Genomic DNA, 25,614 nt, shown 5'->3' on the forward strand with positions numbered 1-25,614 from the left:
CTCACCAACACATCAGACCAGTAGAATAAGAAAAATGAAAACCGCTATTACCGAATTATTTGCCATTGAAAAACCTATTATATTACCAGGAATGAGCTGGATTTCAGTACCCGAATTAGTTGCGGCAGTAAGTAATGCTGGTGGCTTAGGCATTCTGGCGACGGGCCCTCTCAGTCAAGACGAAACGCGTCAAGCTATCAAGAAAATACGCACACTCACCGATAAACCATTTGGTATTGGTGTTACCTTAATGATGCCCGGAGCAAAAGAAAACGCAAAAATCGCGCTCGAAGAACAAGTGCCTGTTATTAACTTTTCTCTCGGTAAAGGAGACTGGATAGTGCAAGCTGCTAAGCAGTATGGAGGGAAAGTTATTGCCACTGTGGTAACCCAAAAGCATGCTCTTGCGGCGCAAAAATCTGGGGTGGATGCCTTGCTTGTGACGGGACACGAAGCAGCAGCACATGGTGGTGCTGTGACTTCTCTGTGTCTTGTACCAAGTATCGTCGATATTGTTGACATTCCTGTTGTCGCTGCTGGTGGATTTGCTGATGGCAGAGGCTTAGTCGCTGCACTGGCTTTGGGTGCAAGTGGTGTAGCAATGGGCTCCCGCTTCGCAACATCCAAAGAAAGTCCGTTACACCAACATGTTAAAAATACAGTTGTGGAAAAAGATGTAGAGCAAACAATTTACTCAAAAAACTTTGATGGATTGTATGCTCGAGTAATGAAAACGCCCATGGCAGAAAAGGCAACGCGTCGCCCTATGCACTTTCTCGTCGCAGTAATGAAGTCATTTAAAGCGGCAAAAATGGTCGACATGCCACTTTGGAAACTACTCTTAGGTTTACTGTCTCAGTTCGACAAAATCAAATTGCTTTCGCTGTTTGGCGCGGCCACAGAAAAGCTTGAAGCAGCAACAATCCATGGTGACTTAGAGCACGGTGTGCAATTCATTGGTCAATCTCAAGGTCTAATACGAGAGATTGAGTCGGTACAGATACTCATGGATAAAATTATGCTAGAAGCAGCTCAAGTAGGGTTAGAAACACACCAGCGTTTTACAAGGACACCCGAGGTAAAGTAAGACCAAAGTCGAGCGTGAATGTAACGTGATTTCAAGTACGGTGGCTCTGTCAAAACTTTGTAATAAAGTGATAAAAACGGTATCATCAGCGGCGAAACTGCATTAATCAATTGATCTTTTAAAGTGACTTCCGATGCCTAAACACTACCTTTTTTATGTTGAACAGCCATATAGCTTTGCTATCTTGAGACCACTACAAGATGCGATCCGAGCAAATGGTGCAATCGTGAAGTGGTTTTTAAAAGGCCAAGAGGTGGCATCAAGTTCACTGCGTGATGATGAGCTTGAGCTCACTACTGTAGAAGCTGTAAAAGCGTTTAATCCAAGGGCGGTGTTTGTACCAGGCAACGTTGTACCTGACTTTTTCCCAGGGGCAAAAGTACAAGTCTTCCATGGTTTGGAGTACAAAAAGAAAGGGCATTTTGGGATCCGGGGCTTTTTTGATTTATATTGCACCCATGGTCCACTAACGACCAAACCGTTTGAAGCATTAGCGAAAAAACATGGCTACTTTTCTGTCATCGAAACCGGCTGGCCAAAACTTGACCCGTATTTTGATTACACCAAGTGTAATAACGAAAAGCCAGTATTACTTTACGCGCCAACATTCTCCCCAAATTTGAGCTCGTTAGAGGCACTATACGAACAGGTTAAGCAGCTTGCCAAATCTGGTGACTACAAAATCCAACTCAAGTTTCACCCAAAAACAAAAACGCAATGGCAAGAGTTATATACCCAACTTGAAGCCATCGATGATTTTGAAATTGCGGGTGATGATAACTTGATCCCACTTATCCAACAGGCAGATGTCGTAATTTCAGATACCTCAAGTGCGGTTGATGAATCTTTGTTAATAGGCAAACCTGTGATCACCTTTAACAATCATCAACCTCAAGACGCACTGATCAATATCACTGATCCACAGCAACTACCCGCTGCGGTAAAGCAAGCACTAACCCTATCAGACACGCAAAAGGCGCGGATCGAACAATATATCTTACAAGTTCATCCTTATCGTGACGGGCAAAGTGCTAATCGTGTGCTTGCAGCTACAGAAGCGGTTATTGATACAGGCTTAAAACGCAAACCCTTGAATTTGATTAGACGTTATAAAATACGTAAATCCTTAAATTATATGAAAATGAGTTAATCAAAGCGCTGAATAAGGAATCGGCTGGATATTGAGAGATATTCAACCCACTTGGCGGCTAAAACTGGCTGCTAGAAAGATATTAGTTATCTACAACTCAGGTTAATGAGGTATTCACCTTTATTTTTACCATCAAAAAAAGCTCACAGAGTGAGCTTTTTGTTATAAAAGCGAGCTATTAGCACTCACATTGCCAATATCTATTGCCTGTTTCAGACATTGGTGGGCGACAACGAAAACCACTCACACCACCTGCAACATTAGGGGTTTGCTGTTGTGGTAAATCCTGCTGTTTGTCTAATTGTTTTAACGCTGTTTTTTTAAATTTAAGTTTCATTTTCTTGTCCTTGATTTGTTATTTAAATTAATTGTGTTAGTGATTAAAAGATCTAATACCAATCATCTTAATTAAATGACCTATTTTGAGGCGAGGGGATCTTGTCGATAACATGGCAAAAACTTTTCTATTTAGTTGTTCTAAATCATAAGTTTTTACCGCAGTTAACGTCAGGTTTCTCCCCTCAGATTGAGCACGTGTTAAAACTAATTGGTATTACTCACTAACAACGACAATGGGCAAAATCACCCGTTAATGTTTCTGTTAAACGGCACGGGATCCTCGTATTTGGTTCAGCTCCCCCACCTACATTAGGGGTTTGCTGCAAGGGCAATACTTGCTGCTTCTCGTTAAGCTGCTTCAGCGATGATTTTTTTAATTTTAACTGCATAATCATTTCCTTGAAATAAGAGTTTAGTGTTTTGATTTTGTCATCAACTCTAACTTGTCACACAATCGATAAACATTCAACAAAAAAACAACAACAATAAAGAGAAAAATCATAAAAATTACAAAATTACCAATAGATATGCTTTAAACCTGAATGGACGATACGGCAAAAAATAACTAAAACATTGTTTTAAAAAGGTATAAAGCATTGTGGTGATATCACTACATTTAGCTCAGCACCTCTCACCCACCATATTGATTAACTATTTTTTTACCTATATGCTGTTACCGTTTTGCTTATAAAACATACAACATGTAAGGATTTAATATGAAACCAACTTCTATTCTTCAATTAGTATGGACGAGTAGTTTGTTGACCATTGCAGGCCAAGCTGCTGCATATGATTGCAGTACGTTAGCTAATTGGTCACAACAGCAGGTCTACAAAAAAGGCGCACTTGTTCAAACTCAAAACCAAGCATTTGAGGCCAAGTGGTATAGTCAAAACGAAGACCCGACGACATACTCAGGCCCCTATGATGTTTGGAAAAATCTCGGTATATGTAGCTCAGGTCAAGATCATCCACCAAGCATTACACTCACAAGCCCTAATGATGGCGCTGTGCTGGGTGAAAATGACAGCGCTGTTTTATCGGCAGATGCAAGTGATATCGATGGTGATTTATCTTATGTGGAATTTTTGGTCGATGGACAGAGTATTGCAGTTGATAATACCCCGCCTTTTCAAGCAACATGGCGCGCAGCACTGGGTGAACATAGTGTGAGTGCGATTGCGACAGACGCTCAAGGGCACTCCACAACTTCTCGTTCAGCAACCATTTCTGTCAAGACCAACGGTACAAACCTGCCTCCGGCGGTATCGGTAAACACCCCAACTAATGGCCAACAATTTTATCAAAACGACATAGTAAATATTGATGTTGCGGCTGAAGACACCGATGGCAGTATTACAGAAGTTATCATCAGTGCGAATAGCCAAACGATTTCAACCTTAACAGCTCCCCCATTCCAAGTTCAGTGGCAAGCGTTGCCGCTTGGTATTACTCAGCTCAATGTTAAAGTTAGGGATAACCAAGGACTTATCAGCGAAGCAAGTGTAGCGATTGAAGTGCTAAGCAAAACCGCAGGTGGTTGCCAAGGATTAAGATCCTATCGTGCTGGACAAAGTTATCGTGCTGGTGAGCTTGTCGCACACAATAATCACAAATACCGCTGTGATGTTTCAGGCTGGTGTAGTTCTAATGCGCTGTGGGCTTATGAACCTGGTACAGGCCAACATTGGCGTGATGCTTGGAGTGATTTAGGACTCTGCGCTATCGCACCGAACGTCACATTTACGACTCCCGACAATAATAGCACGGTGCTAATTAACACTCCGACAACTATATCCATCAATGCACAAGACCCCGATGGCAGCATCATTAATTTATCACTTTATGCTGACAACAGTCTGCTTTCGAGAGTGAGCCAACCCAGCTTAAACTATGAGTTTACACCTACAGCGGCCACGCCTGTGCTCCTAACAGCAAAAGCGATGGACAATGAAAACAACCAAAGTGAAGAAACCATTACTATTAATGTCACTGATCAGCCTATTGCAGTTGATCTATTGGCCCCCACTAGCGGTAGCCAGCTTACGCTTGGTAACTCAACCCAGTTAATTGCTCAAGCTACTGCTTTTGTAGGACAAGTAACACAAGTTCAATTTTATGCTGATGGTGTATTGCTCAATACTGACACCTCTGCGCCTTTTAAATATACTTATTCCCCCACGTCCATAGGCGCAAAAACCCTTCATGTAACAGCCACTAATGACAGCAACGAGCAGGTATCAAGCAGCGGTGTTACGCTTAAGGTTATTGATAAACCGATTGGGAAAAAACACAAGCTCATTGGTTACTGGCACAACTTTGTCAATCCAGCAGGCTGCCCCATTCCCCTTGATCAGATGTCACAGGCTTGGGATGTCATTGATATCGCTTTTGCAGAAAATGACAGAAGCTCAAATGGTACGGTACATTTTAAACCATTTGAAAAGGATATTCGCTCTAACTGCCCTCCTATCGATCCGGCTAAATTTAAGACAGATATGCAAGCACTACAGGCCCAAGGCAAAATTTTTGTATTAAGCCTAGGTGGAGCTGAAGGAACGATTACACTAAACACCGACGCGGATGAGGCAGCATTTGTGCGTAGCTTAACCGACATCATTCAGGAATGGGGATTTGATGGTTTGGATATTGATTTAGAAAGTGGCTCTAACCTCGTGCATGGGTCTCAGATCCAAGCAAGACTACCACGCGCAATCAAACAAATTGAACAAAATATTGGTGGCAACATGGTGCTAACCATGGCTCCGGAGCACCCTTATGTTCACGGCGGGATGATTGCCTACTCAGGTATTTGGGGAGCGTATATTCCTCTTATCAATGAGTTACGAGATACCTTAGATTTACTTCATGTCCAGCTTTACAATAATGGTGGATTACCTAACCCCTACGAGCCTGGCAGTGCGCCTGAAGGCTCGGTCAATATGATGGTGGCACATGCCAAAATGTTAATCGAGGGCTTTGACCTTGCTGATGGTAGCCGCTTTGCGCCGTTACGGGACGACCAAGTTGCAATAGGACTGCCTTCAGGACCACAATCCGCCAATTCAGGACAAGCACCTATCGGGAACATAATCAATGCCCTAGATTGCTTAACCAAAGGAGTAGACTGCGGAACGATTCAGCCGAGCAGAGCGTATCCAAACTTCGGTGGTGTCATGACTTGGTCAATCAACTGGGATAAATATGATGGCTACAACTTTTCTCGCCCGATTGGCGATAAATTAACGCAGATGGAGCAGCAATAACCGACATCAAAGCGATATAACATCTACTATGAGAGCCTAAGCAATGAGTATCACTTTTTTGTTTAGGCTTTTTTAGTTCGGTATGCATTCTCCTGAGCTTTGGGTATTTAGCCTAAACTATATGTGGATAGTTTGGTAAAAATGATACGCTGTAATGGATTTCACTCCTACCCCCTCCGCTCGATTAAAGACTCTGCTAACACAGTCAATTATTTTGGTCTCTTACTCCGCATCAAGCTTGGCTGGCACTGCAAGTTGTTGTTGAAGAAGACAGATATTACGATAACGATGGTGAGCTCCACAACAATGGGCAAAACGCTAAGCAAGGCTAACTAATTAAAAAACCTCAGCCATAGTCTGACTTATAAACGCTCGCAGCCAACGAAGTGCTGGATATTGGTGCTGCACTTCGTGCCATACCATTGCGACATCAAAAGTACAGTCTGGTATGGGATTGTCAACGATCGTAAAATCAGCTCCGAGCTTTGATGCCTGACGAGCTGGGATGAGCGCAACTAAGTCTGTATTTTTTACCAGTTCTGGAACCAATAAAAACGAGGGGACTGACGTCATTACCTGTCTCGATTTACCATATTGCTGCAAGATTGAGTCAACGAATGTAGAGGTGCTACTCCCTTCAAAAGAGACCACAATGTGTTCAAGCTTCACATAATCTGCAATTGTTATTTTTGGCTTTAGCTGCGGATGGAGCTTCCTGCCAATCAACACGTACTTCTCTTGATATAAGATTTTAAATCTTAACCAATCAGGCCCGCATTCCGGCGACATTAATGCCAAGTCAAGTTCTGAGTTTTGCAGCTGGACTGCAAGCGTTGCTATTTTCAAATGGCAAAGCACGACCTTGATATTAGGTGCCGCAACTTTTAAACGCTGTATCACCTTTGCCATCACCATCAGCTGTATATAGTCTGTACATGCCACTTTAAAAGTTAAATTGGCCGTTTCAGGGGTAAAATCTTGATGCTCTACTAACACATTACTCACTAGCTTCATCGCGGTGCGAAGTTCCGGCAGCAAAGCAATCGCTTTGGCAGTTGGTAGCATGCCTTTATGAATAGGGACTAATAACTGATCATCAAATAATCCTCGTAGCCGACTTAACTGAGTACTTACTGCTGGTTGGCTGAGGTTCAGCCTATCTGCCGCTTTGGTCACATTGCACTCTTCCAGTAGCACCACCAAAGTCTGAAGCAGATTTAAGTCCATCTTTTTACTATCCATTTAATTTATACCTTGAGTAAAAATATTCAATTTTATTTATAGCAAGATTACAGAGATAGTAACAACTCCTATTCGTTACAGAGTACTTATCATGACTAAATCCGCACTAGTGATATCGGCACATCCAGAGCCGACTTCCTTAACTCAGACACTCGCCAAGACAAGCGTCGAAACCTTAACGCGTATGGGCTTGCAAGTTCAAACTTCAAATCTATACCAAATGGACTGGAAGGCAGTAATTGATGCAACCGACTTCCCGCAAGATGACTCACAAGCACCACTTGCGATTATTGCAGCGTCTGGCAAAGCATATTACTCAAACACCCTAACCGAAGACGTTATTCAAGAGCAGCAAAAATTGTTGGCTGCCGACTTGGTTATTTTTCACTTTCCGCTTTGGTGGTACAGCGTGCCCGCCATACTCAAAGGCTGGTTCGATAGAGTCTATGCCTATGGCTTTGCTTACGGCTATCAAAACAAAGGAAACCAATTGCGCTACGGCGAGGGAATTTTACAGGGAAAACGAGCATTAATTTGTGTAACTACAGGTGGTGGCTATGAGGATTACTCACCTTTAGGGATAAACGGCACAATGGACGAATTACTATTCCCAATAACGCACGGGACTTTGTTTTTCCCAGGTATGGACGTTCTACAAAACCATGTTATTTTCGACGCCAAAGGCGAGCCTAATCAACGTATAGCTGATGAAGTTACCAGTTGGTCAAAGCGCTTAACACACGTATTTCGTGAAAAGCCAATCCCTTACCGAAAACAAAATAGTGGCGATTATATCAACGGCCAAATGCTAAAATCCGAAGTCGCGATGGGAAAGTCGGGTATTGCTGCACATATTGCTTAATCGAGGTGTTATCAGCTATGTTTATAGGATGTAGCTGATAATCAATGAGTATTGTAATTTGCAAAACATCTGGATTGCCTTTTTTGGCGTTGTGCTGCTCACAGCTTGTACCCGAGTCAATAGCTGCGAGCTTGCAGTACTTGATGGTAATGTCGTGCTCAATTCCTCAAAGGTGCAGCCTAAATGTCGTTTTAAACAAGATCAAACCGGCCAGTTGTCTGCTGCGGCTAAGTTCACCTCTGCGCTAACTCATCAAACGCCAAACGTTAAAATAAATCGGCTATCACAGAATCAAGCTCTGCAATCATGCAACATCGACGCTACACAAGATAGTTTGACGTGTACATTTAATGGCAAAAGCGACCATTTCACACTAACTAACACCGTTAAGCAGGGGAAAATCGCATCAACAAGCTGGCAGGATGATGACTATGTTTACCTTGGCTGGATGACTAAGGCTGAGGTATTAATGGGCTATATTGCGTTTGGCACACTTAACAAACGCAGCGCGCCCTTTTTCATTCCCGCCTCCCAGTTTTGCCAGTATGGTCTAAGCTCGTATATTATTGACCTTGGTAAAAGCGACTCACTATGCCAAAACCACGAAGGGTTTTGGTCTCACAGCCGTTTGCTCCCCCTACCCCAGCCCTGCAAACAACCACAGCAAATGATCCAAGATAAAGGTGGAATTTGGGCACTGGAGTTTATCGAAAGTAGCTATCAATGGCGGATCTGTAGATACAACGATAACGCAGGTAGCCTGTTAGCCGCATACGAGTACAGTATAGATTTAAAGGCAACACTGGCTCGGTATGGCTTACAGCCCAGTGATTACACCCAACTTACTTTTTTAACCAATGGCGATACTAACGCCATTGCGAATGCGGTAGAAATAGATAACGTTTTTCCGGTCAGTGATATTACACCAAATCTTGACCCGCAGACGATAGAATTGCCTATTCAGCAACTACAATACAAACTGACCAAGCTAGATTAATTGCCACTTACTCTTGTGCTTCACGTAACACTTGCATGTGGTTAGTTTGTTTTCTAAATTGATTTGGCGTGGTACCCGTGGTGATTTTAAATGCTCTAGTAAATGGTCCAACCGACGCAAAACCACTTTCCAGTCCAACAACAAGTACCGGCCAATGTTGTTTAGTGGGGTCTTGTAACAACACCTTAGCATGCTCAACTCTTAACTCATTGACCAATTGATTGAAATTTCGCGCCTGTAAGTTTTGTCGTATCACTCGGCTTATCTTATATTCCGGTTGATTAAATTGCTGAGCTAAATCAGCAACCTTTAACCCTTCTTTGAGGTATCCTTTTTGCGTAATAAGAAAGTGTTCGACCTGCTGCTGAAGTTCACTATCACCCTCGGCTTGCGTTGACTCACTTGATCTAGCGTACCTTACGGATGTTATTGTACGTTGAGATGAAAATCGCCAATACAGTAACACTTGCGCTGTCAATATGATGAGGATAGCTGCGCTTGTCACTGCCCATTCTTGAACCTCACGATTATCGGCAAAGCGATTTTCGGCCAATTTGGTGCCTGCGACACAAATAAAATAAGCGCATAAAAACAGCACTCTTTGTGCTTTTTCTGGCCCTTGAGACTGGGAGAATCCTCGACACCCTTCCCAAAATGCCAACATGAGCACACTAGATGACAACAATAGGGTAAGCTCATACGCCGCACTGTTAAGCCACTCCACGAATCCGCCAGTATTCATGTGTAACTGGCTGTCGATAAACAAATAGCCTTGTCGCCACACAACCAAAGCAGCAATGGCAGCTGCAAACACAATATGTCTCTGTAAAATGGCATTTTTTTCTCTAAATAATGCCCGAGCAAGCAACCAGAACCCATTACAGGTCACACAAGCACCAATGCCAATTAAATACTGATAACCATTTAAGGAATCTTGAGTTAGTTTTTTGGTCGTAGCCAGTGCTATTGAACCGCACACTAAAGCAAAGAGTAAATGTGCTGCTTTTTTTTCTTTTACAAAGAGCTGAGCAACAACCAAAGTACAACATAGGCTAAGCAGAAGTAGATAGTAATTTTCAATAGTCATGGTGATTGAAAGAATATTGATAGACACAGAAACTCTAACAGTCACACCAAAAGCATTCAAATTAACTTTGTAAGTAAACTTAACACCACCATTTTCAAAGTTTGGCCAACTTTCTTTGCTTTGATTTTCAAAATCAAAGCGACGAGATCGAAAAACCTTGTCATTTTATATATCAAATTTATTGATTTATAAGGATAAGTATTTTGTCTTCCCTCAACTTGACCAATTCAACAGGAGTTTCCTTAAACCCCTTTAGCGTATTGAATGGTGCTGCAAAGAGCTGGGTATGTGTTGCATTACTCGGGCAATGGATGTTTGCTGTTTACATCTTAAGCCTATATGCCATCCCGCTCATCACAGGGCTCACAGAGCAAAGTGCAGCTGCTTCACCTGCGAGTGGACACACGAAAAATGCCAAGGTATTTTTTAGCCATGTTTTACCCGCTGTGATTTTGGCCACCAGCGGCTTATTACAGCTTATTCCTACGGTACGAAAACACTTTCCACGCTTTCACCGCTACAACGGAAGAGTATTTTTTATTCTCGGTATTTCGGGCGCACTCACCGGGTTATACCTCACTTGGGTAACCGGCCTTAGGCTAAGCGATGTTGGTGCCATTGGTATCACACTCAACGGTATATTAATTCCCATTGCGATATTTTTTGCTTGGCGTACAGCCATACAAAAAAATATCGCTACACATCAACGCTATGCCGTACATAGTTTTTTCTTGGTTAATGGGGTGTGGACGTTTCGCCTTTATTTGTTTGGTTGGTACATGGTCAACCAAGGCTTCAATGGCAATACCGCAACCTTAGATGGCCCCGTCGATATATTTATTTCGTTTGCCTGCTATCTGCTACCAATGACACTCGCTGAACTCTACTTTTGGGCAAAACGCCAAACCAAAGCTAGCGCACCGGTGTGGATAATCGCGGTGATGATGAGCTTAGGTTTTGTGATCACCGCGATAGGCGTTTGCGCGGCCGCTGTCATGATGTGGTGGCCACGCATTTCAGCGGTCTTTTTTAGTTAAATTACAGTTTAATTAGTTAGGAGTAGAAACATGCTTTTAGTCAAAGCGAACAAAATCAACAAAGGCCTAATTACATCGGCAATCTTACTCGTGATATCAACGCTGATGTGGCAACATTTAAATGGCGGAATAGTGAGTCACTACTTACTTCAAAGAGCAGATCTTCCAGCAGTATCTAACGCATGGGGAATTATCATAATTCCCGCATTAGCTTGGCTTACTGCACTGCGGCTTCATAAAGCAAGTGGCACAGAGAGCATTAAAAAAACAGCCCCCGTAGTTATTCCTACTGAGTTTTTGGTCGCATTCCTTGTGATGTTAATCTTTAGCTTGTTGCAATCAGCCCTTTGGGAGTTCGGTTACCAAAGCCTCACCATGTATACAGCCTTAGGACTATTGATAGCTGGGTTATTTTATCCAATCTACCGCACAGAATGCATATTGGGACACGTAGTCGGTGCTAGTTTTACCTTTGGTTATGTTATTCCACTAATTGGCATTTTAGTGATGGCAATCGTTTCAGTGTTTTCTCTTTTTTGCTTAAAACCTATCTTTTCTAAACTACTAGAGAAGACGCAAGCACCAATAAGAATGGAGTAATAGTGACCTTGGAAAGCTCAAGACAAAACAAATAACCCCTAAGCGCCGCTATATAACTCGTTCCTTGTCGTTTTGACTCGTGTTAAATTAGCGATGACTGTTAAGAAAGGAACGAGCGGTTATGCAAACTAAGTTAGTTACTCACATTGTTATCGTGGCTATTTTTACATTGCTGTCAATTGGTAGCGCTGTTGCTAATAACTCAGCAGATCCGAACTCGACACTGCAGCTTTCGTCCGCTTATTTTTTGCAAAAAAGAACGGTTCATATCGTCCTGCCACCAAGCTATGAGCAAGGCAATACAAGCTATCCAGTGTTATATCTAACTGATGGTCAGAGCAATCTTGAACATACCGCTTCAGCGGCTCGCTTCTTGGCACAACAACATAAAATACCGGAACTTATCATTGTTGCGGTCGAAACCAACGAACACCGCACTCGAGATCTGACCCCATCTTATCGCAAAGGCAGCCTTGCGGTACTGGGACATTTTGCAGGTTCAACACGGCAGCAAAATCCGGGCGGTGCAGAAATGCTACTGCAATTTATCGACAAAGAACTCATCCCTTATGTAGACAAGCATTATCGAACATCAGGCTATCGCGCGTTAGCAGGACACTCATTTGGCGGGCTGTTTGCAACCTATGCGCTACTTGAGAAACCCGATTTATTTAATGGTGTGATGTTGGCAAGTCCAAGCCTCTGGTGGGATAAAGAGCGATTATTAAATGACTTACTGGCAAAAGCGTTAATCAACAAGTGTATCTACATCAGCATGGCAGACGAAAGTGCAATCATAACGCAGCCTTTTCAACGTCTTAATGATGCTTGGCGAAAGCCAAATGGAATTGACTTCAAAGCGCAGCACTTTAGCGGCGAAACCCATATGAGCGTCGTCTACCCGAGCTACTATCATGGTTTGCAGCACCTCTTTAACCATTATCAGCCATCCTTGAAAGTAGCGGCTGCCAGTGTCACTCAGCTGGAAAAGCATGTCGCCATCGCTAAGTCACTATATGGACTCAAGGCTTACCCCTACGACGCACTGACTTCGCTAGGGTATACCGCCCTATTCGAACGTAACTTCACAGCGGCCATCAACCTATTTAGCTTTGTGAGCCAGCACAACTCAGAATCCCTCAATGCACTGCAACAATTGGCAATGGCTTATCAGCAAAAAGGAGATAAGCCATCGCTACTAAAGACCTACCAAGCCATGCTTAAGCTTGAAGGGCTAAGTGAACGCGAACAAAAGCATTTATTCAATGAAATCAAATCATTGCAACACTTACATTAACTGATTTTTTCTAAAGTGATGATATTCACTTAACGCAAGTGGCACTGAAACCACAGGGTTTTGTGAGTGCCCTGCGCCCTCGCTAATGCTGTGCCCCCATCGCACATTAGCAGGCGCATGCTGTTCAAGTGCATCTAATAAGCCGTGAAATGAACCCGTAATGATGTCATTCTCAGCACCGCCAATGGAGAGATAAATATACTTAGGTTTGCTTTGAATATTGGCTAGGCTTTTTGCAAATTCTCTTACGACAACGGAGTCGTCGTACCACGCCGCAGGACTAAAAGCAAAGTAGCCATCAAAAAGCGTAGGTTTAGTCACCATGGTATAAAGTACAAAACTTCCACCGGCAGAGAATCCGCTTAAGATACGATTGTCATTAATTGAGTAGTTCTTTTCCAGATAAGGTAAAAGTTCGGTTTCAATGAACCGCAAAAACCTATCTGCACGACCAAAAATGGCAGGATCATTGTCACTCTCTGGACGGGCCTCAATCGCAACATCTTGTCGAGCATAAGGCGGCACTAAGTCGCGGTTGCGGGTCTGCGTCCAAAATTGATTGGGAATAGACACTAAAATGGCATCTTCTACCTTACCTTGTTCGGCAAGGCTGCTTAATACCTCATCCCAACGGGCGAGATTAAAGTTGCCGTCGGTGCGAATAATGAGTGGATAACTATGTGCCTTGTCATATCCTTTTGGGAGGCGAATAAAGACCTTGCGATCTTCATTAAGCACTTCTGAAGACAACACTACATCAACATAATCTGAAGTGTAATAAGACTGATACTGGGTAAACGTCCAACCAGCGGCGGCGATGACAATTAAACCTAAGAGGGAAAATAGATATCGTTTCATAAAACTTCCTGTCATTATTTTTATTATTATGGGTAATGTTACTCAAAGCCTGACTTATCCTACATTATACTGTCAAGAAACAACATAGCCTGTGGTTTTGATAATGAAGAAGACCAAGTTAACGCAAAAGATAGGCCATATGCTAATTCAAACTAGGCGTTCTACCCAAATCCAGCTCACATGGAGAAGCGCAAAGAGCTCTTTGCAGAAGGAGTGACACTAGACTTGGAGCTTATTTGCTTTCCCTGAGTGGAAAGCGACGCTAAGTCCTAGCTATGAGAATGATATGTTCAGATTTGGCGCTTCTACCAGCTATGTTGGCATGCAAAAACGTAAAGAAAATTATGACGCATCTTTCGCTATACCATTTAAGACGCCGACTATGATTTATACCGACTTAACGGCGTCTTATTTCTACAGTGACACTCTGCGTTTTAACCTTGGTGCGAATAACGTTCTTGATAAGAAACTACTTGGGAACCGACGGTGGCTTGTTCGATACGATAGGTCGAACCTATTTTGCTAACCTAAACTGGACGTTCTAATGCACTAGCATAGCTTGTGCAAAGTACGCTATCTACAGTAAATTGGCGCGCACAGATAATACTGTGCTCGCCTTTTTATACCAATTTGCTTAATTAAGTGGTCTATTTTGAGGCGAGAAAATCTTGTCGATAACTAGGCAAAAATTTTGCTATTTAGTTGTTCTAAATGAGAAATTTTTAACGCTGTTAGCGTCAGGTTTACTCCTTCAAATTGAGCAAGTATTAAGTCAAATTGGTATTATGTTTTATTGCACACGCATCGACACTGAAATAGCACAGTGATCACTTAGCATTTTGTCCTCTTGCATATCAGCAAAAAAATGCACGTTCGGTTCAATAGCAACTGAGCTTGCCAGCGCCTTGCTCACTAGAATATGGTCAATAGGCACAGGGTAACGCGGATGACAGCCCTGTAGAGGTTTTGTCACATTGACCAGCGGAGCTTGTTCTAGAGTTTGGTTATCAATCAGTTTTCGCCAAAAGACGTTACCGTCCTGACTCAAGCGGTGGTTAAAATCCCCCAGCACTACATACTGCTCGTCAGCATGCGCTTGGATCCATGATTTCAGCACTGGTAGTTGCTGAGCCAATAACTGACACGCTGGCCTATCAGAGTCTTGATAATCGGAGACAAAACAGCCGCTTTTGAGATGGACATTGAGTACTGATACTTCACCAGTTTGAGTCTGTAAAGTGACTTCTAGTCCATGCCTTAAACCTTCAACTCCCATCGCTAACGGCCCAAAGCTCTCTACATTGCTAAGTGCTATTTCTTTTTTTATTGCAAAAGCGGTTTTTTGTTGCGTCGATGTGTAACTACTTCCTCTACAGTCATACGTACGGCTATTTTCTCTCGCCGATAATACCAGCTGCCACTTTTGTGCAGGAAAAATTTGCTCCAAAGCAGCTACCGAATCTACTTCTTGGAGCGCAATAACGTCAGCATCTAAACCATCAGCATATTGGCGTAGCGCCAATATTTCGTCCTGACTTCTTGGTCTACACCCTGAACTTGCAGGGTAAGCTAAATGTTCAATATTCCACGACGCTATTTTGAGCGGTGCAACTGAAGTTGACCCCTCTTCTGTTGAGCTGCACCCAGCAACCGTTATCGAAGCGCTAAACGCGAGCAGTAATGCTTTTAGTGTTGTTGTCATAATTAACCTAGTTTATGCAATAAAATCTAACGTTAGCAGTAGTCTTTTCTGATGATTTGCCGTTTTAGGAGAGCGGTGTACTAGACCCTTGCCTTCATTTCCAGCCCACCGTTCCCCCTTTAAAAGCGCCACATCACCACATTCTAAAGACCTGACTGTTACATTAGAGTCAATGATCAGCCTGTCATTCTCTCTTTTAACTAAGTTATTATCAAGCCATTCGCTGCCAAGTCCAGCCAAAGTCGTGACCAATCTTACTGGTACTTTATCGACATGGAATTTAGGACACATCGCAGAATGTAAAGTTTTAAGTCGTAACCCAACCACGGTTAAGTCAAATAGACAACTAAACATGTCAACTATGCCGGTAATATAAACTAGAATCTCATCATCTATATGTAATCGACTGAGCGCATCTTTCATCTCAACAGCAATATTGTTAGCGGCAATTTGCGCTACTATGTCTATGTCAGGCGCCGTTTCTAAAAAGTCATTTATCTGTTTTTGTAATTGGCTTGATAGCGACTGCTGCCACACCGCAAGATTACACTCTGGCTGATAAATTTTGGTTAGCACGTTGGCTTGCTCAGCACTTTGGTAATGGCTTAGTTGGGTAGATCTATCTTGTGCTACACAATTGCTCATATTTGTTTCCCGATATAATGTATTTTTAGTCAATAAACTGGCGCAGCGAATAATTTTTGAAATGGCTATAAACTAAGGTTAAGGAGCCTATTACGGTCAAAAATACTTCAAGTGCTTCATTGACTCTATCCTCCCCGATTAGCCAAGGTGTGAGCAGCAAGGCTATACCTAAGACACCGACCAAAAATACTTTTGTAGATTTATGGCGCATGCAGCCAAGTGTAAGAATAGGTAGACTGATAGGTAAAATTGCCAGTAATAACCATTGATGAAACGACTCATCAAACAGTACCGCGGCACTTGCCATAACAGGTAGGGCGATGAACATTAATGGGAAAATTAAGCAATGAAAAATACACAGTATTGATAACCCAATTGCAATTTTATCTCCCAGAATTTGTCGTTTCATTCGCTTACTCCCATTGTTTCTTTGATACAATATAACATACCAGAATAAAAATGGGAGTAGTACCACTTTATTCAGCTATTGGTTTATCTTGAGCTATCGGGATCTTGTTGATAGTACGAGCGAAAGTAATTTGGGAATACACAGCTATTCGGTGTTGAGTCTATAAAGAGCCATCCTTTTTTCATTGTGAGCCACAATTAATCGATTCAGTTCTTGCTTACTTTGCTCTGGTGTTTTACCTGAGGTATCTAGCACGATACAAGCTGATTGCCATTGCTGGTATTTTCTTGACGTTACGCTTTCCCATGACGGCAATATAAGATTAGGAATATCTGACAGCCTTTTCTCTACACGCTCACGATGTATTTTTTGGTCAGAGCAAATCACTTCGATTTCGATATACGATGACTCTGCTGTGCGCGCAACATTCAACCATGCTTCCCGAGATGCGGCTACCGGATTGGTTGAATCAGCAATTACTGGAATACCATTTTTCAGATTTTCAAGTGCAAGGGCATAAGCAACTTTATAACCTTCATCGTAAAGATCACTAACACCACTATTTTTTAATGTTTGCTCTATTGTATCAACTCGTATGTGGACTGCACCGAACATTGATGAAAGAAATCTAGCAAGTTCAGTTTTACCAGTCGCAGGGAGACCTCCAAAAATATACAACATAATATTTTATTTAGCCTAAATTAAAAAATAAAAGAGAAACCTTAATTAAGATTACACAGGTATTATTTCTTGCCCGAAATCAATTAATAATTAGTGCATCAAATACTCAACACTTAAGCCTTTAGATCTCGGTTATATTGAAGCATTTAATGCTTGGTGGTGCAAAAAGAAATGCACTTAGCTTGTCTAACACTCCGTTATTTTCAATGAAACTAAGATATGCTTGATGGGACTCCTTGGATAGCCATATTTCATAGCAAAAAGCGCTTAGGGAGCACCAAAATACTGGACTGAGCGTGCTTGAAGATCGTTTTCGTTTTTATCATGGAGCTTGGTTTTTTCGGTTACATGACAAGCATAAATTAAACATTACTTAACACTGCCAATGAGCTAAGCACAACAACTAAGTCGTGGGTTTATTAAATTGTTTGCTGTGCTTACTCAGGATTATCAACTACTTCAACTGTTTGTGACTCTCGCATCACCCTCTTAATTAACGACTCTACTTCACTTCTAAAGTCAAATATATCACTTGAAGCCAATATATCGCCTCGGTAAAGTTTGTCACTCTTACTTAATTTAAAAAAGAAGCCTTCCTCCTCGTCCATTTTAATCACATGAAAGTTTATTTCATCACCAGCAAACTCTCTAATGTTATCAACTCTTGCTGCCAAATCTTCTTTTTTAGAAACAAAGCTAGTCAGCAATTCATCCTGGCCCAATTTCAACGATATATTATATCCATCACCGTATACTGGCTTTGATATTTCATAACGTGACTTAATCTCTTTTTTATCCAGCACCATGCTTTTACAGCTCCTATTTTTTAAAATAAAATTTAAAGCGATTTTTTAACGAAATATCTTTGTAACACGTCTACACCACATTAGCTTGTAATACCTGATTGTATTAAGTTTAATACCACTCAGGTTAAGCTTTGGTTCAATTTGTAATGAGGATAATGTTTTTCACATAAAAATAGGTCATGACTATGTATTACTTAATAATTATAACAATTTTATATAGCAGTTACACTGCTGCCAACGAAATAATACCTGAGCTAGAAATTGAACCGGTGACTCCGGGAGTATTTATTCATAAATCATATAGTCAGATTGCCGGCTGGGGTTTGGTAAGCGCAAACGGCTTAATTGTTGTTGAAGATAAGAAGGTATTTATTATCGATACCCCATGGTCTTCTCGAGATACGGAAAAGTTAGTTGATTGGATACACTCGCAGAAGTTTACTTTATTAGGGAGTATATCTACCCATTCTCATGATGACAGAGCCGCTGGTATTAAATGGCTCAATGAACATGGAGTCTCAACCTATGCAACAGACCTTACCAATAACTTGCTAGAAAAAGCAGGCAAGACCCAAGCTACGCACTCTATCAAGAAGAATAAATTTGTGTTAGCTGACGGCTTATTAGAAGTTTTTTATCCTGGTGGCGGGCATACAATTGATAACATCGTGGTTTGGCTACCAAAATCAAAATTGCTATTTGGAGGATGCTTTGTGCGTAGCCTTCAATCGCAGAGCTTAGGCTATACTGGAGAAGCTCAAATTGAGCAATGGCCGCATTCTGTTGCTGCTGTACTATCAAGATACCCTAATGTAGAGATCGTCGTTCCTGGTCACGGTGCGATTGGTAATATTGAATTGCTCAAGCACACAAAAAAATTGGCAAATAAAGCCACAAAAAGTGGGGGTTAGCTTGCATGACGAGGCAGGTGTTCCTGCCTCATACAAACTGATAGCGTATGAATCAAGTCGAGGTTAATTCAACCGATTTACTTCAATACAGCTATCCATATCTTTTAAATCACAACCTTTATGATAAAACGCATCGCGCTTTTCAGGGGTCGTTGCCATTTTTGCTGCTTGACGGCAACCTGAAATATCACCAAGTTCACAGCTTTTTGCATAATATAATGCCGCGCCTTTTTTATCTCGTATACGCTCTAGACCGCGCCATGCAAAGTTATAACATGCTTGTGCATCATTGTTCGTACAACATGCTGTATTTGCTTGCTGCAAAGCACGTGGAAACTTATCAATTTCGACTTGGCAAACTTGAGTCACTTTTTTTGGCATCTTTGGTGGTACACGCACAAAAAAGTTCTTGGTCGCGATTTCTTTCTGTTGATAAGCAACAGATATAGTCCACTTACCGTTAACAAGCTCATTCGCGTTTTCAAACTTCCACATCGCAAAATTATCACGGCCAAAATATAATGTATCTTCCCAAGAGGAGGTTGTTTCTGGTTTTCCATTGATCATGATCTCTGGATGCACAACCGTTACAGTAACTGGTACTTTAGTCGCAACATAGCTCGTACTGTTTGGATTTTCAGTCGTGCTATTGATTAGTTGATTTACCTGATAGCTAAAGCCAAAAAAGTTTCCTAGCTCAGCAGGTACGGCAAAGCCTTTTTTGAACTCATACCCCACAAGTTGGTTGTTTTGAAAAAGAGGCTGTGCATGACCTGATTTTTTAATCTCAGCACTGCCAAGCTCTATCGTATTTTTAACTACTTCTGTGCTTTCAGTGTTAGAAGCAGTTTTACAACCAGAAATAAAAATCGGTAATGTCGCTAAAAGGAGGGAAATGATGGTCTTTTTCATAATTTAATCCTTAAAAAAAGTGGCGCATTTTAAAAGAATTAAAAAGACATTGTCAAGTTACCATAATATATACAGACTGTTTTAAATTAATACCACTTGTTAATCCAACTATGCTTCTATTGGTATTATTTTTAATAATCATAATTCTTAAGCCTCGAATTTTTTAATTACTTCAAGTGACAAGTGATACTTCATCATTTTAAAAGTGCTTAGCAGCCATAGTTTTAAATATTTTCGACTAACCATAGAAAGCAGCTTTCCCAACGTTTTGTCACTGTAATAGACCGAATGCAAGCAATTGAAAGCAAACGGTCATCAACAAGCCATACCATTATTGGGTCAGCACACACAAATACCTATAAAAGGTAATTGCATTAATGAACAATATATAATCTTTTAGCGACTTGTAATATTTATTTTGCTAAATCTATCCATTGACCCTGAGTAAGCTCACTTAACTTCTGTGGATTTAGTTTAAACACTGAGTTAGGAGTTCCCGCCGCAGCCCAAATCTCAGAGTACTGATTCAAATCTTCGTCTAATACTGTATGAACTGATGAATTATGAGCGACTGGTGGCACGCCACCTATTGCATAACCAACTTTTTCACGTACAAAATTAGCATCAGCTTTGGTAAGCGTAATACCTGTTGCTTTTCTAACTTTGTCAGCGCATACCATGTTAGAACCAGAAGCAACAACGAGTACCGCTTCACCGGTTTCTCCATGTTTGAATATTAGTGACTTTGCGATTTGAGCAACTGTACACCCAATAGATGCTGCGGCATCTGAAGCTGTACGAGTTGAGCTAGGCATTTCCTGAACTACAAAGTCTTGACCATTTTTGGATAAAAACTCTTGCACTTTCATTGATGAAGGTTTCAATTCCTTTGACATATATTCTGTAACCTCATTAATTAAACTATAAATATAACGCCTTATTAACTATCAAAATACCTAAATAAACCGCTATGCTCTGGTATAATACTGACTAACAATTACACGACATTGTTACAAAGTAAACTGATAAATAGAAGCAAGAGAAATTTTCATCTTAATTATTTTATTTAGACATCGGCTACCTTGATAGGCTAAATACTACTAGCGCTAACTTCATAAGCTCCCCACCCTTGCTTGTCCATCACAACGTATCAAACTTGTGAGCTGCGTTCGATAGAGGCTTCACTCCTTGCGTAATTTCGTCTTCAAGATTGTTGGAGAACCGAGAACTCAATGCCGCTGGTTTTGCAAAGTAATAGCCTTGTAAAAAGTCAGCTCCAATTTCTCGTAGCACTTGCGCTTCATGTTGACTCTCTACACCCTCAGCTATCACGGCGATGCCGTTTTCATGAGCAAGCTGAATAAGATGAGAGACAATGTTTCTTTTGTGTTGATTGGAGTCTATGTGTCTTACTAATTCCATATCTATCTTTATATAGTCCGGTCTTAGTTGCGCCAACATATTTAAACTGGACCACCCAGAACCAATATCATCTAGTGCAACGCCAAAACCGCAACTTCGGTAGAATGCCAAAATACCTCTTAAGTGATTCATATCACGGGCTTGATGTGTCTCGGTGACCTCAAATACAATGTCGTGTGGCTGAAACCCAAGTTCGCTGATAGCAGAGGCTGTTGAACGTAAGCAATATGACGGATCGTAAATACTGGAAGGGTTGAAATTTATAAATATTTTTGAGTGTAAACCCGCCTTTGCGGCATGCTCTACAGCAGACTTTCGCGCGATTAAATCAAGAGAAAAGAGTAATCCGCTTTGCTCAGCTAAGTTAAAAACGAAGTTTGGCGGCACCATATTATTTTCATTATCGAATAGCCTAAATAACGCTTCATTGGCAAACACATCTAGGTTTCCCGGTTCTGAATATGCTCTCACAATAGGCTGGAACCAACTTTGGTAGGTCTCGTTGTCAACTGCCGTTTTTATCCAACGCGCTTGATAACGGCGCACGAATGTTTCGACACTTGCCACTCGACTAATCGCACTAATATCCGGATGACCATCATGTGCCATAGTCGTCACTTTAGATTGGCCAAATTCGGGGCCAGCTAAGCAACCGCCTATATTGTTTAAAAATGTACTAAGGCCGCGTTTTTCTACTACAACTTTCACACATTTGCTTTCTACCCCTTCTGGAGTTAAGGCCATTTCGGTACACATCTGCTTTAGGTTTTGCTCTGCATTACCAGTCGGTAAGAAAAACCAAAAATATGTTTTATCGAAAAAATACGACTCTATTGCTTCACAATCTGCGCACCACATAGCATCCTCCATAAATGGAAACTCATGTTATATACGCAGTCACGCTTTGATCCGTTCACTAAGAGGTGAACCCGAGATAAGGTTATGACGTATTGTGTAACCATAACGCTGTACCGCTAAGAGGTTAGGTTTGAAAAATCATTCGCGAAAGGTACCATCATCAAGGCTGAGTCGCCTTGCTCATTTGGGTGGATTGGCAGGTCAAGTTGCATCAAATATGTTATTTGAAGGCGCAAAGCAGGCGCTTCAAGGGCAACCTGTGAAACGAAACGATCTATTGCTACAGAGCAAAAATATTGATGCAGTTGCGAAGAAGCTGAGTCACTTGCGCGGTGCCGCAATGAAGTTAGGACAGTTACTTTCAATGGATGCTGGAGATCTGCTACCACCGGAACTTGCCATGCTGCTGACTCACCTACGTGCAGACGCTATGCCAATGCCACATAAGCAGCTCATTGGTGTCTTGGAGCATGAATTAGGGCAGGACTGGCTCGATAAGTTTAGTCATATTGAACTGAAAAGCTTTGCACAAGCGTCGATTGGGCAAGTGCACAAAGCAACCACCGAGAATGGGCAGCCTCTTGCAATCAAAATACAATATCCAGGAGTGGCTCAAAGTATTCATAGCGATGTAGACAATGTCGCGAGCCTAATCAAAATGACGGGGCTACTTCCTAAAGGGGTTAGTATTGCTCCTTTAATTGAGGAAGCAAAGTCGCAGCTTCTCGCGGAGACCAATTACCAATTAGAAGCAAATTATTTACAGCAATTTGCCAGAGGACTTTCTGATGACACGCGCTTTAAAGTCCCAGCTGTACATCAAGCGCTAAGTAGCCAGCATCTGCTGAGTATGGAATATGTCTGTGGCGCGCCGCTTGCAGAGACCGTTGCTTTACCACAATCTGTTCGCAATGACATAATGACTGCACTCATTGAGCTGTTCTTTATCGAAATGTTTGAGCTTAAATTGATACAAACAGATCCTAACTTTGGTAACTATTTATATAACAAAGACACCCACCAAATCGTGTTATTAGATTTTGGCGCGACGCGCATCGTCAACGATGCGATTAGTGTTGGGTATAAAAACCTGTTACGGGCAGCGAGAGAGCAAAACCGTGAAGCTGTTAAGCAGGCTGCATGTGACATTGGATATTTTGATACTGATATTGCACCCGAGTACTGTAACGCGGTTATTGAGCTGTTTTTACTTGCAACAACTCCACTTAGGTGTGACGGCCCATTTGATTTTGCTAACAGCCAGCTAAGTAAAGAGATAAGTGAAAAAGGACTGGCTTTAAATCGCTATTCCAACGAGTGGCACACACCACCTGTAGACGCTTTATTTATTCATCGAAAGCTGGCGGGGTTATATTTAATCGCAGCCAAATTGCAAGCCAAAGTAGACTTAACGCCACTGCAACGCTACTTAAGTTAGACTAAAGTAAGGAGGCTGTTGTTTGAGTAAAATACACAATCCAACAGCACAATACCACTAGAGCCGGCCGGATAATCATTACAACGCAAAGTCGCTGACACCCACCGCTAATATGTGTATACCAAAGCAACCGTCTACACTTTAAGCCTGCACTCAATGGATTGAGAGACAAATTATGACAACGGTCTGAAAAAGACCAGCTAGTTCAAATAACACATACAAGATATCCAAAACTTTTTTGGTTCTCGTTACTTAACACTCGTTATTTACCTTGTGCGACTCGACTTTGGCGCCCTGTGTGATGATAAAAACTCGCCAGAAACTGTGAAATAGCGCAGCGTTAGCGCCATTTAATAAACCATGTGCAACATGGGAGCGTTCGAGACCGATATTGCACATTAGTGTTATAGCGCAGTGATTAACTGTTTTTACGTACAACGACTCTGCGTCAATTACAGCATGCTTTTAAACACGCCATCTTTGCGTATAAAATGGTGGAAACATGCAGCACCAATATGAACGACCAGAACAAGTAACAGTAGTAGCACCGCAAAACCATGTCCCTCACGAAATACAGCAAAATACTCAATATTTGCCACCATTGCCGCTGGCATAGTCAATAGGTCGAACACGACAATTGGTCTTGCACCAAAGTACTGCATCAATAGACCGCTAACCGGTATGACTAACATTAAAAAATACAAAAGCCAGTGACTAAACTTTGCCAGCTTAACTTGAATAACGGGCATTGTTGATGGCAGCGCTGGGGCTATCGATTGTACTCGCACGATAAAACGCAATATCAGTAATATTAACGCCAGCACGCCAAATGACTTATGCAATCCAAGTAAGCTCAGTTGCCATGGCTCCAGTGAGCTCACCATGGCAAGTCCTGCACATACCATAGACAATATCAAAACCGCCATCGACCAGTGTAATAATCGCATAGTAAAAGTATAGCGAGTCACCAGCTTATTCACTTTCTTTCCCTCCCAATGCCACTATTAACTGTTCTTTCGCACGGCGTCTATAAGACTCAGCATAGGCGGCCGAACGTGCTCTTAAAATAGGATCGGCTGTTGCCGATAACCCCGTCGGTAAGATTAAAGGGTCAAAGTTCAGTGCATGGCACGCTCCTTCCAATTGTGGTTGCCACTGGGTAATGTTAATTTCCCCTGCGTTTACTTGAGCCCGATTACTTGGCCACTGAATAGCGGGGTTATTTTCATCATCAGCCGGTGCCGCAAGAGTAAACTGCCATGTAAAACGAACATTGCCCTGTGCAATTCTAGCCGCCAGCTCTTTTTGCAGCGCCGCACTGTCTGTAAACGGGTTTTTGCTCGCCTCGCCTAATGGTAACATTTGCCAACGTACGGCCTGCTTATTGCTTCGTGCATCATGTAAGTAAAAGGCATTGATGCTATGGTAAGTCTCGAGTGCCAAACTTTCAGTGGGTGTGTAACTTGCTTTCCATGCTAAAAAGTCTGCGCTTTCAGGATGCTTAGCAAAAAATGCCTTGATTGCATCACCACCCTGCTTTATGGCGACAAGTTGCTGATAAAAGTCATGCGGATTGCTCACAGCCATTACCGGAGGTGTATTCATGGCTATGTTCCAACGCTCTGAACCGGTAACAAAGCTGAGTGCAAAACTTCTAACAGGCGCACTCAACTCATCAGCATGTGGATTGTTACCAGCGATAGAAAACCGGCCAATAAAGGGGTGAACGCCTGCACTAAAAACTTCAGCATCCGAATAGTGCGTTAGCGACCCATTCGATACAAATTCTCCCGACACACAAACGCCTTTGGCATGCGCCCTTCTAAACCCGGGAAAGTGTGATTGCCCTTGTTGTAAATCAACAAATTGTTGGGCGGTAACTTTTGTGCTTGCCTGCGCCGGTTGCGTCAAAAATAGCACCGCGCCATACCAAGCGACGAACGCACTTATTCCATAAAACCTTGCCAAGGAATATCTAATCATAAAAATAAAAACCTCATTAAACCGA

General features: G+C 42.0%; 26 protein-coding genes. 11 read left to right on the forward strand and 15 right to left on the reverse strand.

The window, feature by feature from the left end:
- Positions 1-25: 25 nt before the first annotated feature.
- Together HUZ36_RS12025 and HUZ36_RS12030 are read left to right on the forward strand one after the other, a co-directional pair.
- Positions 26-1,087 (forward strand): NAD(P)H-dependent flavin oxidoreductase, encoded by a 1,062-nt coding sequence (locus tag HUZ36_RS12025; RefSeq protein WP_286037147.1) that lies wholly within the window; start codon positions 26-28, stop codon positions 1,085-1,087.
- A gap of 133 nt (positions 1,088-1,220) precedes the next feature.
- Positions 1,221-2,237: a UDP-N-acetylglucosamine 2-epimerase gene (locus HUZ36_RS12030; RefSeq protein ID WP_176032969.1), complete on the forward strand. Its 1,017-nt coding sequence runs from the start codon at positions 1,221-1,223 to the stop codon at positions 2,235-2,237.
- Between the two features lie 178 nt (positions 2,238-2,415).
- Here HUZ36_RS12030 and HUZ36_RS12035 read toward each other — a convergent pair whose 3' ends face one another.
- A complete protein-coding gene (locus HUZ36_RS12035) occupies positions 2,416-2,574 on the reverse strand; it encodes a hypothetical protein (RefSeq protein WP_167508223.1) in 159 nt (52 codons plus the stop codon).
- A 223-nt stretch (positions 2,575-2,797) separates the two neighbouring features.
- The gene (locus tag HUZ36_RS12040) at positions 2,798-2,965 is read right to left on the reverse strand and encodes a hypothetical protein (protein ID WP_167508224.1); all 168 of its coding nucleotides are present in this window, start codon (positions 2,963-2,965) and stop codon (positions 2,798-2,800) included.
- A gap of 327 nt (positions 2,966-3,292) precedes the next feature.
- Here HUZ36_RS12040 and HUZ36_RS12045 point away from each other — a divergent pair, with 327 nt between their 5' ends.
- Positions 3,293-5,842: an Ig-like domain-containing protein gene (locus HUZ36_RS12045; RefSeq protein WP_176032970.1), complete on the forward strand. Its 2,550-nt coding sequence runs from the start codon at positions 3,293-3,295 to the stop codon at positions 5,840-5,842.
- 336 nt (positions 5,843-6,178) lie between these two features.
- Here the strand turns inward: HUZ36_RS12045 and HUZ36_RS12050 are convergent, their stop codons facing one another.
- Positions 6,179-7,084, reverse strand: coding sequence for a LysR family transcriptional regulator (locus HUZ36_RS12050; RefSeq protein WP_176032971.1), 906 nt, complete (start codon positions 7,082-7,084; stop codon positions 6,179-6,181).
- A gap of 91 nt (positions 7,085-7,175) precedes the next feature.
- On the opposite strand from HUZ36_RS12050, the gene HUZ36_RS12055 reads away from it, so the two are divergent.
- Positions 7,176-7,946: an NAD(P)H-dependent oxidoreductase gene (locus HUZ36_RS12055; protein WP_128732602.1), complete on the forward strand. Its 771-nt coding sequence runs from the start codon at positions 7,176-7,178 to the stop codon at positions 7,944-7,946.
- Between the two features lie 58 nt (positions 7,947-8,004).
- Entirely contained in the window at positions 8,005-8,943 is a 939-nt protein-coding gene (locus HUZ36_RS12060; RefSeq protein ID WP_252095367.1) for a hypothetical protein, read from the forward strand.
- 7 nt (positions 8,944-8,950) lie between these two features.
- Here HUZ36_RS12060 and HUZ36_RS12065 read toward each other — a convergent pair whose 3' ends face one another.
- Entirely contained in the window at positions 8,951-10,057 is a 1,107-nt protein-coding gene (locus HUZ36_RS12065; RefSeq protein ID WP_368659797.1) for a helix-turn-helix domain-containing protein, read from the reverse strand.
- Positions 10,058-10,233: 176 nt separating this feature from the next.
- Here HUZ36_RS12065 and HUZ36_RS12070 point away from each other — a divergent pair, with 176 nt between their 5' ends.
- From HUZ36_RS12070 to HUZ36_RS12080, 3 genes are all read left to right on the forward strand, one after another.
- Positions 10,234-11,067, forward strand: coding sequence for a DUF2306 domain-containing protein (locus HUZ36_RS12070; RefSeq protein ID WP_176032973.1), 834 nt, complete (start codon positions 10,234-10,236; stop codon positions 11,065-11,067).
- A gap of 30 nt (positions 11,068-11,097) precedes the next feature.
- Complete coding sequence (locus HUZ36_RS12075) at positions 11,098-11,667, forward strand: hypothetical protein (protein WP_176032974.1); 570 nt, start codon at positions 11,098-11,100, stop codon at positions 11,665-11,667.
- A gap of 121 nt (positions 11,668-11,788) precedes the next feature.
- Positions 11,789-12,964: an alpha/beta hydrolase-fold protein gene (locus HUZ36_RS12080; RefSeq protein ID WP_176032975.1), complete on the forward strand. Its 1,176-nt coding sequence runs from the start codon at positions 11,789-11,791 to the stop codon at positions 12,962-12,964.
- On the opposite strand, the gene HUZ36_RS12085 is transcribed toward HUZ36_RS12080, so the two are convergent.
- Complete coding sequence (locus HUZ36_RS12085) at positions 12,956-13,822, reverse strand: alpha/beta hydrolase (RefSeq protein WP_128732596.1); 867 nt, start codon at positions 13,820-13,822, stop codon at positions 12,956-12,958. The genes HUZ36_RS12080 and HUZ36_RS12085 overlap by 9 nt on opposite strands.
- A gap of 286 nt (positions 13,823-14,108) precedes the next feature.
- Between HUZ36_RS12085 and HUZ36_RS12090 the strand changes: the two genes are divergently transcribed.
- Complete coding sequence (locus HUZ36_RS12090; protein WP_252095361.1) at positions 14,109-14,348, forward strand: hypothetical protein; 240 nt, start codon at positions 14,109-14,111, stop codon at positions 14,346-14,348.
- A gap of 264 nt (positions 14,349-14,612) precedes the next feature.
- Here the strand turns inward: HUZ36_RS12090 and HUZ36_RS12095 are convergent, their stop codons facing one another.
- From HUZ36_RS12095 to HUZ36_RS12115, 5 genes are all read right to left on the reverse strand, one after another.
- Positions 14,613-15,524 carry an endonuclease/exonuclease/phosphatase family protein gene (locus HUZ36_RS12095; RefSeq protein ID WP_176032976.1) on the reverse strand — a complete coding sequence of 304 codons (912 nt, stop codon included), beginning with the start codon at positions 15,522-15,524 and terminating at the stop codon, positions 14,613-14,615.
- Between the two features lie 12 nt (positions 15,525-15,536).
- Entirely contained in the window at positions 15,537-16,169 is a 633-nt protein-coding gene (locus HUZ36_RS12100) for a DUF1826 domain-containing protein (RefSeq protein ID WP_128732290.1), read from the reverse strand.
- A gap of 25 nt (positions 16,170-16,194) precedes the next feature.
- Positions 16,195-16,578 (reverse strand): MerC domain-containing protein, encoded by a 384-nt coding sequence (locus tag HUZ36_RS12105; RefSeq protein WP_176032977.1) that lies wholly within the window; start codon positions 16,576-16,578, stop codon positions 16,195-16,197.
- A gap of 144 nt (positions 16,579-16,722) precedes the next feature.
- A complete protein-coding gene (locus HUZ36_RS12110) occupies positions 16,723-17,259 on the reverse strand; it encodes an AAA family ATPase (RefSeq protein WP_176032978.1) in 537 nt (178 codons plus the stop codon).
- 437 nt (positions 17,260-17,696) lie between these two features.
- The gene (locus HUZ36_RS12115) at positions 17,697-18,065 is read right to left on the reverse strand and encodes a hypothetical protein (protein ID WP_176032979.1); all 369 of its coding nucleotides are present in this window, start codon (positions 18,063-18,065) and stop codon (positions 17,697-17,699) included.
- Between the two features lie 185 nt (positions 18,066-18,250).
- Between HUZ36_RS12115 and blaDIM the strand changes: the two genes are divergently transcribed.
- Complete coding sequence (blaDIM, locus tag HUZ36_RS12120; RefSeq protein ID WP_176032980.1) at positions 18,251-18,976, forward strand: DIM/SIM/IMP family subclass B1 metallo-beta-lactamase; 726 nt, start codon at positions 18,251-18,253, stop codon at positions 18,974-18,976.
- 63 nt (positions 18,977-19,039) lie between these two features.
- Here blaDIM and HUZ36_RS12125 read toward each other — a convergent pair whose 3' ends face one another.
- The 3 genes from HUZ36_RS12125 to HUZ36_RS12135 form a co-directional block, all read right to left on the reverse strand.
- A complete protein-coding gene (locus HUZ36_RS12125; protein WP_176032981.1) occupies positions 19,040-19,888 on the reverse strand; it encodes a DUF3859 domain-containing protein in 849 nt (282 codons plus the stop codon).
- Positions 19,889-20,301: 413 nt separating this feature from the next.
- Entirely contained in the window at positions 20,302-20,784 is a 483-nt protein-coding gene (locus HUZ36_RS12130; protein WP_176032982.1) for a YbaK/EbsC family protein, read from the reverse strand.
- A 244-nt stretch (positions 20,785-21,028) separates the two neighbouring features.
- Positions 21,029-22,168 (reverse strand): EAL domain-containing protein, encoded by a 1,140-nt coding sequence (locus tag HUZ36_RS12135; protein WP_176032983.1) that lies wholly within the window; start codon positions 22,166-22,168, stop codon positions 21,029-21,031.
- 130 nt (positions 22,169-22,298) lie between these two features.
- Between HUZ36_RS12135 and HUZ36_RS12140 the strand changes: the two genes are divergently transcribed.
- Positions 22,299-23,606, forward strand: coding sequence for an ABC1 kinase family protein (locus HUZ36_RS12140; protein WP_252095357.1), 1,308 nt, complete (start codon positions 22,299-22,301; stop codon positions 23,604-23,606).
- A gap of 452 nt (positions 23,607-24,058) precedes the next feature.
- Here the strand turns inward: HUZ36_RS12140 and HUZ36_RS12145 are convergent, their stop codons facing one another.
- Positions 24,059-24,586, reverse strand: a complete 528-nt coding sequence (locus HUZ36_RS12145) for a cytochrome b (RefSeq protein ID WP_368659798.1) — start codon at positions 24,584-24,586, stop codon at positions 24,059-24,061.
- The gene (locus HUZ36_RS12150) at positions 24,579-25,589 is read right to left on the reverse strand and encodes a catalase family peroxidase (RefSeq protein WP_176032984.1); all 1,011 of its coding nucleotides are present in this window, start codon (positions 25,587-25,589) and stop codon (positions 24,579-24,581) included. The genes HUZ36_RS12145 and HUZ36_RS12150 overlap by 8 nt, the downstream gene beginning before the upstream one ends.
- Positions 25,590-25,614 lie beyond the last annotated feature (25 nt).

It is taken from the genome of Pseudoalteromonas sp. McH1-7, from assembly GCF_013366255.1.
GTDB classification, from domain to species: domain Bacteria; phylum Pseudomonadota; class Gammaproteobacteria; order Enterobacterales; family Alteromonadaceae; genus Pseudoalteromonas; species Pseudoalteromonas peptidolytica.